Origin of the sequence: Streptomyces sp., from assembly GCF_036566765.1 — a bacterium.
Lineage (GTDB): Bacteria > Actinomycetota > Actinomycetes > Streptomycetales > Streptomycetaceae > Streptomyces.
Genome location: NZ_DATCVQ010000172.1, coordinates 31,060 through 44,533 on the forward strand (window position 1 = coordinate 31,060; position 13,474 = coordinate 44,533).

A 13,474-nucleotide genomic window follows, 5' to 3' on the forward strand; every position below is an offset into this window, starting at 1 on the left:
GATGATCAAGGTGACCGTAGTGTAGGGGTGGTCATGAACATGAAGCGATGGGCCAACGGCAGAGGCGATCTCGCTGGTGGGGGCGATGTGTTGGAGCGGTTCGAGCAGGCGGCGAAGCGGGACGGCCTGGTGCTCGACGCCGGGCAGCGAGCGGTGGCCGCCCGGCTCGCCGAGCTCGGCGAGGCGCTGGAACGGGGCGGACGGCAGCGCTGGTTCGGACGCGCCGCGGCCGAACCGGTGCGGGGGGTGTACCTGTGGGGATCGGTCGGACGCGGCAAGAGCTGGCTGTCCGACACGCTGTACGCGAGCGTGCGGGTCGAGGAGAAGCGGCGGCTGCACTTCCACGAGTTCTTCCGCCGGTTCCACGCCGCGTACGCCCGGCACCGCAACGAGTCGCGAGCCGGCCGGCTCGCGGTGGCCGAACTGCTCGGGGACTGCCGGTTCCTGTACTTCGACGAGTTCCATGTCCACGACGCGGGCGACGCGATGCTCATGGGCCGGGTCGTCAGCGCTCTGACGGAGCGCGGCACCACGCTCCTGGCCACCTCCAACTACCCGCCGTCCGGGCTGCTGCCCAACCCGGTCTTCCACCCGCTCTTCGAGCCGACCATCGCGCTCCTCGAACGCTCCCTGGACGTCGTCGGGCTCACCGACGGCCCCGACTACCGCGCAGCCGGGGCCGCCACCCGGGAGCGCACCGGATTCGCGGCCGGCCGCTACCTGCGGCACGACGGCGACCTCGACGCGCTCGGAGCCGGTACGCCCCCGCTCCTGTCGCCGCCGCGGCCCGAGGAGCGGCAGCCGGTGCCGGTCGGCCACGGGACCGTGGAGGCCCTCGCCGTACGGGACGACCTGGTCTGGTTCGACTTCACCGAACTGTGCGACCGGCCCCGCTCGACCATCGACTACCTCGCCCTCGCCGACGCCCACCACCGCTGGGTGCTCTCCGGACTGCCCCGCCTCACGGAGGCCGGCCGCGACGCCGCCCAGCGCTTCGCCAACCTCGTCGACGTCCTGTGCGACCGCGACGTCCACCTCACCCTCGTCGGCCGGACTGCCCTGGCCGACGCGCTGAGCGGCGACGGGCTGCCGACGGACATCGACCGGACGGCGAGCCGGCTCTCGCTGCTGGCAGAGGAGAGCGTCGCGGCCACGCGCTGACGGGCGTATACCACCAGGGTGGAGGAGAGAGGAACGAATCACGGGAATCCCGCCGGGGAGCGGGCAATCGGGGCACACTCGGACTCCGCGTACGAAGACGACCGAGAGACGTGACCGACCCCGAGAAACCTGCGAGGCGAGGCGACCGATGGATGCTCCGACGACCCAGCCCGCCAGACCGGCGCCGGTCCGAACCTCCCGCCCGGGCAGTGACGGCGAGCACCTGGTGCAGTTGCGGGCCGGCACGACGGCGCGCGCGGACAGGTTCTACGCGGAGCAGGTCCTGGACCGGCTCAATGCCCGGATGCGGGAGTTCGTGGCCCGGCAGGAGATGTTCTTCCTGGCGACGGCGGACCGGCACGGCGAGTGCGACAACACGTTCCGCGCCGGCCCGCCCGGCTTCCTGCACGTCCTGGACGAGGCGACGCTCGCCTACCCCGAGTACCGGGGCAACGGCGTGCAGGCCAGCCTCGGCAACATCGAGGAGAACCCGCACGTGGGGATCCTGATGGTGGACTTCCTCAAGGACAGGATCGGGCTCCACGTCAACGGCACGGCCCGCGTCCTCACCGACGAGGAGATCCGCCGCGACCGGCCGGGGCTCTCGGTCGACCCCGTGCCGGGCCGCCGCGCCCAGGTGTGGGTGGAGGTCGCCGTGGAAGAGGCGTACATCCACTGCGCGAAGCACATCCCGCATCTGCAGAAGGTGCCGCTGCACGGTCCCGGCCGCTCCTGGGGCACGGACGATTTCAAGCGCAAGGGCGGCGACTTCTTCGAGGCCGCCGCCGAGGCGTCGGAGCGCGGTCCGTTCCTTCCCCCGCCCCGCGCCGACGCGGCGGCGTGGCGGGCGGAGGCCGAGCGGGCTCTGGGGAGGGTCGAGCTGGCCCTGGGGCGGGCCGAGCGGCACGAGGCGGAGGCGGAGGAGCAGGCCTTCAGCGGCTGGTTCAGCAGAAGCGTGTCCGTCTGAGCGGGCGGGCCGAGGGGCTCCGGCCGGCCGGCGGACCCTGCACGACCGGCGGACCATGCACAATGCGGGGTGTGATCGAAGACGACCCGTATCTGTGGCTGGAAGACATCGAGGGCGAGGCCGCGCTCTCCTGGGTGGCCGAGCGCAATGCCGAGACCGAGGCGGCGCTCGTCGGCGACGCCGGGTTCGCGGCGCTGAAGGCGCGGCTGCGGGAGGTGCTGGACGCGTCGGACCGGATTCCGTACACCGTGCGGCGCGGGGCGTTCCTCTACAGCTTCTGGCAGGACGCCGAGCATGTGCGCGGTCTGTGGCGGCGGACGACGCTGGAGCAGTACCGCAAGGACGAACCGGAGTGGGACGTACTGCTCGACGTCGACGCGCTCGCCGCGGCCGAGGGGGAGAAATGGGTCTGGGCCGGCGCCCGGGTCCGGTATCCCGCGTACGACCGGGCGCTGGTCATGCTCTCCCGGGACGGCGGGGACGCCGTCGTGGTCCGCGAGTTCGACCTTGAGACGCGGGCCTTCGTCGAGGACGGGTTCCGGGTCGACGAGGCCAAGACGCAGATCGGCTGGATCGACGCCGACACCCTCTTCGTCGGCACGGACTTCGGGCCCGGCTCGCTCACCGACTCCGGCTACCCGCGCACCGTGCGCCGGTGGCGGCGCGGCGCCCCGCTGGCGGAGGCCGAGCTCGTCTACGAGGGGGAGTCGGGCGACGTCTCGGCCTGGGGTCTGCACGACAGCACGCCCGGGTACGAGCGGGACTTCGTCGGCCGCTCGCTGGACTTCTTCCACAGCGAGACGCACCTGCTGACCCCCGACGGCGACCTGGTGAAGATCGACGTCCCGGACGACGCCGAGGCCTACGCCCACCGCCAGTACCTGATCGTCACCCTCAAGTCCGACTGGCTCGGGCACCCGGCGGGCTCCCTGCTCGCCTTCGACTTCGACGCCTTCCTGGCCGGCGACCGCACCGCCGAGGCGCTGTTCACCCCCGACGAGCGCACCGCGCTGGCCGGGCAGTCGTGGACCCGCCGCCATCTGATCCTGGAGACGATGCGCGACGTCAGCACCCGCATCGAGGTGCTGACCCCCGGCCCCGACGGCTGGACCCGCGCGCCGCTCGCGGACGTGCCGGCACTGTCCGCGGTGGGCGTCATCGACACCGACCCCGACGTCTCCGACGAGTACTTCCTCGACGTCTCGGGCTTCCTGCAGCCCTCCACGCTCTCCCGCGGCGAGATCGGCGGCGACTCGGAGACCCTCAAGCAGGCCCCCGCCCACTTCGACACGGCCGGCCTGGCGGTGCGGCAGCACTTCGCCGTCTCGGCGGACGGTACCCGCGTCCCGTACTTCGAGATCGGCCCCGACCGCTCCGCCACCGGCCCCGGCCCCACCCTGCTCTACGGCTACGGCGGCTTCGAGGTCTCCCTCACCCCCTACTACAGCGGGGTCACCGGCCGGGCCTGGCTGGAGCGCGGCGGCACCTACGTGATCGCGAACATCCGCGGCGGCGGCGAGTACGGGCCGCAGTGGCACCAGTCCGCGCTCGGCGCGAACCGGCCCCGGGCCTTCGAGGACTTCGCGGCCGTCGCCGCGGACCTCGTCGCGCGGGGCGTCACCACCCCGGACATGCTCGGGGCCGAGGGCGGCAGCAACGGCGGCCTGCTCATGGGCGCGATGCTCACCCGGTACCCGGAGCTCTTCGGCGCGATCGTCGCCGAGGTGCCGCTGCTCGACATGTGCCGGTTCCACAAGCTGCTGGCCGGCGCGTCCTGGATCGCGGAGTACGGCGACCCGGACGACGAGGCCGACCTGCCGCACCTGCGCGCCCTCTCCCCGTACCACCACCTGACCGCGGACCAGGCGTACCCGCCGGTGCTGCTGATGACCTCCACCCGGGACGACCGCGTCCACCCCGGCCACGCCCGCAAGGCCGCCGCGCGGCTGCGCGAGCTCGGCCACGAGGTGCTGCTCCACGAGAACACCGGCGGCGGCCACGCGGGCGCCTCCGACAACGAACAGGTCGCCCACAACTACGCGTTGGTGCACACCTTCCTGCGGCACAGGCTCGGACGGAGCGAGCAGCCGTAGGCCTGCGGCGCGCCCGCGAACGGCCCGGCGGGCGCGCCCCGAAATTTACGGTGAACCAGGCTGATTGACGCGGACTCAGCCGCGATGCGCGCTTTGCGTGTGTGCTTGACATGGACGATTCATGACCCTGTAGAACCTCCCGCTGACGGCCGCCGACCGGCAGCCGGGAGGGACATGCCATGTTCGGACCACGAGCGCGCAGGCTCCTTGCGGTCAGCGGGGTGATGGCGGTCGTCACGACGATCAGCCCCCTGCCCGCCTACGCCGCGCCGCCCGACGGCGACGCGATAGTCGACGACATCAAGAGCTGGTTCGGCGGTGACGGCAAGGAGGCGGCCACCCCGCCCCGGCTTCCCGACACCGCCGTACCCAGCAACGACCACCTCCCCCGCGGCAAGGCCGCCCCGAAGCCCAAGCGGGTGAAGGAGCTCACCGAGCGCCGCACCCCGCAGGCCCGGTACTGGCAGCTCTCCGACGGCAGGATCCAGTCCGAGGTCTCCGGCGTGGCCACCCACTACGCCACCGGCAAGGGCCGGAACCGGGACTGGAAGCCCATCGACACCACGGTCGCACCCACCGACCGGGAGGGCTTCACCCACGTCAACACCACCAATGTCGCCCGCACGTGGTTCGGCGACGACGCCCGGCAGCTCGTCCGCTTCGAACTCGACGACGGCCACTGGGTCGCCCTCGGCCTCAAGGGCGCGGCCGGAGCCCGCAAGCTCACGCCCCAGGCGGCGGGGAGCACCGTCACGTACCGGGACGCCTTCGGCAAGGGCGCGGACCTGACGTACAGCGTGGGCAACGGCACCGTGAAGGAGGGCATCGTCCTGCGCGGCAAGCCCTCCGGCACGCCCGCGTACGAGTTCACGCTCACCACGCACGGCCTCGCCGCCACGGCGCGCAAGGACGGCTCCATCGCGCTCTTCAGCGAGAGCTCCGGTCCGTCCCGCCCCGAACTCGTCATCCCCGCCGCCTTTATGACGGACGCTCAGCAGGACCGGAGCGCCCCGTACGGGACGGCCGCCAGCCACGACGTCGAGCAGCGGCTCACCGGCGGCAACGGCTCGTACGCCCTGAGCCTGCGGCCCGACGCCGCCTGGCTGGCCGCCCCGGAGCGCCGGTACCCGGTGGTCGTCGACCCGACGATCTCGATCGCGCCGACGCCCACCCAGTCCCGGGACGTGATGATCTCCTCGGACGACCCGGCGGCCAACCACGACGGCAGCTGGCGCCTCTCGGTGGGCAACACCAACACCGGCTCCTCGCGCGCCCTGCTGTACTTCGGCCTGTCCGGCGTGCCCGCGGGCACCAAGCTGGACTCGGCCGAGCTCAAGCTCTACTACGACCAGACCCACACCACCGGCGACTCCGAGGTCCGGCTCGAGGCGCACCGCGCCACCGGCGCCTGGACCGAGACCGGCGCGACGTGGAACAACGCGAACGCCCTCACCGGCGAGCTGTCCGGCACCTCCGTCGTGGTCGACGACGGGGACGCCGGCACGACCGCCGCCAAGGGCGCCTGGCCGGCCTCGACCAACACCGCGTTCACGCAGTACGCCGTGAACCAGGACTACCTGTTCAACAAGGACGCGGTCGCCGGTGACACGTACACCTGGCAGCCGAACCTGCCCGAGGACGGCGCCTACCAGGTCGACGCGCACTACGTGCCGGCCTCGGACCGCGCGACGAACGCCCCGTACACCGTCACGTACGACGGCGGCAGCAAGGCCTACACGGTCAACCAGCAGACCGGCACGGGCGGCGTGTGGAAGCCGCTCGGCACGCACCCGTTCAAGGCGGGCAACGCCGGCAAGATCGTCCTCGGCGACGGCCCCGCCTCCGCCACCACGTCGGTCATCGCGGACGCGGTCCGGTTCACCAAGGGCGGCGTGGTCACGAAGAAGCCGGGCGAGCTGAACACCTGGCACACCTTCCCGGTGACCAAGACCGTCCAGCAGTGGATCGACGGCGCCTCCGCCAACAACGGCTTCGTCGTCAAGGCCGGCGACGAGTCCGCGAGCGCCCCCAAGGGCGGTCCGCGGTACGAGGCCGCCGAGTACGCCTACAAGGGCGAGGTCGCCAACTACCCCAAGCTGGTGCTCACCTGGGGGCGTCCGGGCGTCAGCCTGAACGCGCCGCAGGTCGTCCACGCGACCGGCGCCGAGCTCGACTGGTCCACGTACACCGACCCGTCGACCGCCACCGGCGACGACATCGTCGAGTACCAGGTCCACCGCAGCGTCTTCCAGTCCTTCACGCCGTCCTCGCAGACCCTGGTCGCCCCGGTGTCGAAGGACCTGACGGCGTTCACCGACTCGACGGCCACGCCGACGCCCGCCGACTCGGCCGACTCCTTCGGCAACGTCTTCTACTACATGGTCGCGGTCAAGACGAAGGACGGGCAGGTCGTCCCGGCCCCGACCCAGATCGTCCGGCTGCCCAAGGCCGGCCGCACGACCGTCGTGCTCCAGGGCACCGGGACCGACACCACCCTGTCGTCCACGCAGCCGACCACCGGGCACGACACCCTCTCCGACTCCGGCATCAACCGGCCCTGGCTGTCGGTCGGCAACAACAGCGGCACGTACGGCAAGACGCGCTCGCTGCTGAAGTTCCCGGTGTCCGGCATCCCCGCCGGGGCGCGCGTTCTGGAGGCGCAGCTCGACCTGTGGGGCTTCACCACCACCACGGACACCGCCGGCGCGATCTACGAAGTACACGGCCTGACCCGGGACTTCGACGAGACCGCGGCCACATGGAACAACGCGAACGCCGCCACCGCGTGGACCGCGCCCGGCGGCGACATGGACGCCGTCGTCGCCGACACCGTGGGCACGGTCACCAACGACCCGGCCCGGCAGAGCTGGTACGTCACCTCTCTCGCGCAGGGCTGGGTCACCGACCCGGCGAGCAACAAGGGCCTGGCGGTGCGGCTCCGCGACGAGTCGGCGACCGGCCCGCAGGAGCGGACCGTCTTCCTCTCCTCGGAGGCGGAGGAGCCGCAGCTGCGGCCGCAGCTCGTCGTCACGTACATCGACAAGTCGACCGACTCGACCTACTTCGCGCCGTACACCCCGGCCCGGATGATCCCCGGCGACGACCAGACCGTCGACGTCACCCTGACCAACACCACCGCCTCCGTCTGGCGGGCCGCGGACCAGAAGGTCTCCTACACCTGGTCGCTCCCGGACGGCACCGACGCCACGACCGGCGGCAACCAGCTGCAGACGGCGCTGCCCCGGGACGTCTACCCCGGTGAGTCGGTCACGGTCGCGGCCGCGCTGCGAGCCCCGATCAACTCCGACTCCGGCAACAAGCGGCTCGACTACGTGCTCAAGTGGGACCTGCGCAACACCACCGCGGGCACCTGGCTGTCGGCCACCGAGTCCATCGCGCCGCTCGCCCAGAACATCCGCGTCGAGGACCCGACCTCCGACCAGCTGGGCATGGAGAAGTTCTTCTCGTACAGCGGAAAGAACACCGGCGCCGGCGGCACGCTGATGAACAACGTGTACGCGGGCAACGCGGTCTGGCAGTACAACGCCTTCAGCAACCCCGGCCGCGGCCTGTCGACCTTCGCCCGCTTCGCCTACAACTCGCTGGACACCTCGGACACCGTCCTCGGCCACGGCTGGTCGGCGCAGGCCGCCTCGCCGCTGCGCCTCGGCGCGGGGCTCGACTTCCACCCGAACCCGCACCCGACCGAGGTGACCCTGCCGGACGGCGACGGCACCTCGCACATCTTCCGCAAGCAGCCGGACGGGACCTGGAAGGCCCCGGCGGGCGTGCACTACCTGCTCCAGCAGGGAGCGGGGACGGACTGCACGCCGGACAAGGACGGTGACCCGAAGGCCTGGTCGCTGACCCGGCCGGACCGCACCCAGTTCTTCTTCGACTGCGACGGCTACGTCACCTCGACGGTGGACAAGAACGGCAACACGCAGTCGTTCACCTACGAGGAGCGCAAGTCCAACAACAAGCCGGTCAAGTTCCTCCGGTACATCACCGACCCGGCCGGCCGTCAGACGCTGACCCTCGACTACTACACGAAGGCCGACGGCCTCGGTCCGAAGGTCACCGACCACGTCAAGTCGATGACCGACGTCTCGGGCCGCAAGCTGACCTTCGAGTACTCGGACAAGGGTCTGCTGACCAAGCTCACGGACGGCGTGGGCTCCGCCCAGCCGAAGGTGTTCGCCTTCGAGTACGACGCCACCCAGGGCAACAAGAACGTCAAGCTGGTCAAGGTCACCGACCCGCGCGGCAAGGCGACCTCGCTGGACTACTACTACCCGAGCGAGGGTGAGGACCCGAAGTTCCACTGGCGCACCCAGACGGTCACCGACCGGCTCGGCGGCACCACGGGCTTCGTGTACACCGACCCCGACGGCAGCGCCGGCTCGACGATCGAGACCCGCGTGACCGACGCGGAGAACCACACCGCCACCCAGCTGCTCGACGGCTACGGCCGCGTCACGCAGTTCACCAACGCCAAGTCCGAGACGACGAAGGTCAACTGGGACGCCGACAACAACGTGACCCGCCTGGAGGAGGCCAACGCGGCGGTCACCACGTGGGTCTACGACCCGAAGACCGGCTACCCGCTGGAGCAGAAGGACGCCGAGGCCAACAAGAACGGCACCCCGGCCCGTACGTACACCTACTCCACCGGTCTGAACGGCCATATCGCCGACCTCTTCCAGAAGAAGTCCCCCGAGGGCCGCACCTGGCAGTTCGGCTACGACGCCCGGGGCAATCTGACCTCCGTCACCGACCCCAAGGGCGTCGCCACGGCCACCGTGGACGACTACACGGCGAAGTCCGAGTACGACGCCTACGGCCAGCTGACGAAGTCGATCGACGCCAACGGGCACGCGACCGTCAACGGCGACTTCACCCCGGTCGGCTTCCCGGCGACCATCACGGACGCCACGCAGAACCGGTCCACGTTCGTCTACGACGAGCGCGGAAACGTCACCAAGGTCGTCAACGCCCGCGGTGCGGAGGTCACCCAGGCATACGACACCTTCGCCCGCCCGCTGGAGAAGAAGGAGCCGAAGGACCAGGCGGCGGGGATCTTCATCACCACGCCCGCGCCCGTCTACGACGCCAACGACAACATCACCCGCACCACCACGCCGAACGGCTCCGTGTCGACCTCCGTCTACGACGGGGCCGACCAGGTCACCGAGTCGTCGATGCCCGGCGACGAGCCGACCGACCCGGTGCGCCGCACCATCGCGACGTACGACAAGGTCGGCAACGTCGTGACGATCACCGACCCCAGGGGCGCCGAGACCCCGACGGCCGGCGATCACACGACGACCACCACGTACGACGCGATCTACCAGCCCGTCGCCATGACGGACGCCGAGGGCGGCAGGGTCACCACGGCCTACGACAGCGTCGGCAACGTGGTCAAGATCGTCGACCCGAAGAAGAACGCCACGGCGGACCCCGACGACTACACCACCGTCTTCACCAACGACCTGAACCACCGGGTCGTCAAGACGACGGACAGCCTCGGGAAGTTCACCACCGTCCGCTACGACCGGGACGGGCTGACCGTCGGCAAGACGGACTCCGAGGGCAACGAGGCGCTCGCCGCGTACGACGAGCGCGGCGCGCTCGCCGAGTCCAAGGTGCCGTTCAGCAAGGACGGGTCCGGGACGATCACGTACCGCACCACCCGGTACGAGTACGACCAGGCGGGCAACCGGACCAAGACGATCACGCCGCGGGGCGTCGAGACCACCGACGACGCCACCGACTACACCGCCGAGACCGTCTACGACGAGCTGAACCGGGTCAAGGAGGAGCGCTCGCCCTTCGACAAGGACGACGCCCGCTACAACACGCCCGACTCGACGCTCTACTCCTACGACTCCGTGGGCAACCTGCAGTCCGTCTCGGCGCCCCCGTCGAGCGGCCAGACCGTCCGCAACGTCACCGAGTACAGCTACTTCGACAACGGCTGGACCCGCACCGCGAAGGACCCCTGGGACATCACCACGTCCTACGAGTACAACGCGCTCGGCCAGCAGACGAAGAACACCCTGACGTCCGCCGGCGGATCCCAGCAGCGCACCATGACCTGGGACTTCTACCTCTCGGGCAACCAGCGCGCCCGCTCCGACGACGGCGTGCCCGTCGGCAACCAGGTCGTGCTGGTCGACAGCTCGGACTTCAACAACACGGCGAACCAGGGCAACTGGTCCCCCGCCCAGTCCGAGCTGCAGTACGGCTACGACACCTTCTCCCACCCGGCCGGCACCGGGGCCTCCGAGTTCGCGTGGCAGCTGCACATCCCGCAGAACGGCACCTACGAGGTGTTCGTACGCCACCCGAGGACGACCGGCGCCGCGAGCGACGCCAAGTTCACCGTCGCCCACAGCGGCGGCAGCACCACCCGGACCGTCGACCAGAGGCAGAATCCCGGCGCCTGGGTCTCGCTCGGCAGCTACGCCTTCGTCGAGGACGGCCCGCAGAAGGTCAGCGTCTCCGACCTGGCCAACGGCACGGTCCTCGCCGACGCCGTGAAGCTGGTGCGCTCCAACACCGGTGAAGCGGACACCGAGAAGAAGGACTTCACCTACAAGTACGACGCCAACGGCGCGATGACGGAGGTGAAGGACAACTCCTCCGGGGCCAAGATCGACACGTACCGGATCGCCTACGACGGCGGGAACCGGATCGCGAAGGTCGAGGAGCTCAACGGCGGCACGGTGAAGAACACCACCGCGCTGACCTACGACGCCAACGGCAACCCCGTCACCTCGACCCACGACCTCACCTGGTCGAAGATCGAGTACGACGCCCGCAACCTGGTCTCCAAGGTCACCAACGCCGACTCGCCGACCGCGGCGAACCAGCAGATCACCTCGCTGACCTACACCGCCCGCGGGCAGCTGCTCAAGCAGACGCGCCCCAACGGCAACACGCTCGACATGTCCTACTACCTCGACGGCTCGGTCAAGCAGTCCGTCGAGAAGACCTCCGGCGGTGCCGTGGTCTCCCAGCACGACCTGGAGTACACGCCCAACGGGCACCGCTCCAAGGACGTGCTCAAGCTGATGAACGCCGACGACAACGCGGCGACCATCGACAACACGTACACCTTCGGCTACGACCCCCAGGACCGGATCGTCCAGGTCGGCAAGACCGGTGACTCCACGGCCACCGAGTCCTACACGTACGACCGCAACAGCAACGTCATCGAGCAGACCGTCGACGAGGTCACCACGACCCAGCGCTACGACCGCAACCGGCTGTTGAGCGCGTCCGCCGACGGAGTCTCGTCCACCTACAACTACGACCCGCTCGGCCGGCTCGACACCGTCAGCATCGGCGGGGAGACGGCGCAGAAGTACACCTACGACGGCTTCGACCGTCAGGTGAAGGCGCGCACCGGCTCCGGCGCGGGAGCGGTCACCACGTCCTACACGTACGACCCGTTCGACCGGACGGTCTCCCAGGTCACCTCCGGCGCCGAGGCCAAGACCACGGCGTTCACCTACCTCGGCCTGGACAACCAGGTGCTGCGCGAGGAGCTGGACGGCAAGGCCGACAAGTCCTACCAGTACCTGCCGTCCGGCCAGCAGGCCACGCAGATCAAGCACAAGGACGACGGCAGCCGGGAGTACTCGCAGTACACCACCAGCCCGCGCGGCGACATCGAGGCGATCACCAAGGAGGACGGCAGGACCCGCGCGACGTACGGGTACACCGCGTACGGCAAGGACGACAGTTCGCAGTTCACCGGCGCGGACAAGCCGGACACCGCGAACCCCGGCAAGGACTCGTACAACGCCTTCCGGTTCAACTCGTCCCGCTGGGACAAGGGTTCCGGCACGTACGACATGGGCTTCCGCAATTACGACCCGGGTCTGAACCGCTTCACGACCCGTGACTCGTACGGCGGCGCGCTGGCCGACATGTCCCTGGCCACCGATCCCTTCACCGGGAACCGGTACGCCTTCGCCGGCGGCAACCCGATCTCCTTCGTCGAACTCGACGGTCACCTCTTCGGCCTGTCGCTCTCCGACATCGGCCATGCGGCGCTCGACGTCGTCGGCATGGTGCCGGTCGTCGGCGAGGTCGCGGACGTCGCCAACGGCATCTGGTACGCGGCCGAGGGCAACTACGCCGACGCCGCACTGTCCATGGCCTCGGCGATCCCGCTGGTCGGCTACGGCGCGACGGCGGTCAAGGCCGGCAAGTACGCGGCGAAGGGCATCGAGGCGGTCGACAGCGCCAACGACGTCCGCAAGACCGTGGACAAGGCCGACGACGTGGCCGACGCGGCGAGCACCGCGCGGAAGGCCGACGGCGAGACGCCGGGTGCGACCCCGAAGAAGGAACCCGAGGCGCCCAAGTGCACCAACAGCTTCGTGCCTGGCACGAAGGTGGTGATGGCCGACGGCTCCACCAAGGCCATCGAGGCGCTGCGCGAGGGCGACAAGGTGCTCGCCACCGACGTCGAGTCCGGCGACACCCGCGCCCGCGCGGTGCGCGCCACGCTCGACAGCAAGGGCGCCAAGGACCTCGTCACGCTCACCGTCGACATCGACGGCCGGGACGGCGACCGGACCGGCACGATCACCTCGACCGCGGCGCACACCTACTGGCTGCCGGACATCGGCCGCTGGTCCACGGCCGCGGACCTGGTCCCCGGCTCGTGGCTGCGGTCGTCCAGCGGCACCTGGATCCAGGTCACCGCGGTCGACCGGGCGCACCGGACCGAGCGGGTCCACAACCTGACCGTCGACAGCGTCCACACGTACTACGTGGTGGCCGGCGGGCAGAGCCTGCTCGTCCACAACGCGAACTGCGGACCGGTCGAAGTCACGGTCAAGTACCAGCAGGGCATGTCCAAGTTCGAGTTCGCCAAGAAGGCGGCGGCTCTGCAGAAGCTGAGCGACCAGGGCAAACTCTTCAAGGCCCCCAACCCGGTCAAGCGCAACAAGCAGCTCACCAAGAACTACAAGGGTGATCTGATCAAGCGCGTCTACGACCAGTACGGCTCGACCAACCCGGCCTTCGCCGACAAGCTGAAGGACCGGATCCTCAACCGGATGGACCCCGACCACGTGCATGAGCTGCAGCTGGGCGGGCCGGACGTGACCGGTAACCTCAAGATGCTCGACCGCTACACCAACTGGCACATCGGCACGCAGCAGATCTGGCCGCAGATCAAGAACCTGGACGACTTCACTCCGATCAAGATCAAGATCGAGTGGTAGGGAGCGCA

Annotated in this window: 4 protein-coding genes; all 4 read left to right on the forward strand. The window is 70.1% G+C overall.

Going from position 1 to position 13,474, the window contains the following annotated elements; genetic code table 11:
* Window positions 1–33: 33 nt before the first annotated feature.
* The 4 genes from zapE (at window position 34) to VIU94_RS09440 (ending at window position 13,466) form a co-directional block, all read left to right on the forward strand.
* Window positions 34–1,161 (forward strand): cell division protein ZapE, encoded by a 1,128-nt coding sequence (gene zapE / locus VIU94_RS09425; RefSeq protein WP_331909572.1) that lies wholly within the window; start codon window positions 34–36, stop codon window positions 1,159–1,161.
* A gap of 148 nt (window positions 1,162–1,309) precedes the next feature.
* The gene (locus VIU94_RS09430; RefSeq protein ID WP_331909574.1) at window positions 1,310–2,128 is read left to right on the forward strand and encodes a pyridoxamine 5'-phosphate oxidase family protein; all 819 of its coding nucleotides are present in this window, start codon (window positions 1,310–1,312) and stop codon (window positions 2,126–2,128) included.
* 62 nt (window positions 2,129–2,190) lie between these two features.
* Window positions 2,191–4,221, forward strand: coding sequence for a prolyl oligopeptidase family serine peptidase (locus tag VIU94_RS09435; RefSeq protein WP_331909576.1), 2,031 nt, complete (start codon window positions 2,191–2,193; stop codon window positions 4,219–4,221).
* 179 nt (window positions 4,222–4,400) lie between these two features.
* Entirely contained in the window at window positions 4,401–13,466 is a 9,066-nt protein-coding gene (locus tag VIU94_RS09440) for a golvesin C-terminal-like domain-containing protein (protein ID WP_331909578.1), read from the forward strand.
* The last annotated feature ends 8 nt before the right edge of the window (window positions 13,467–13,474 follow it).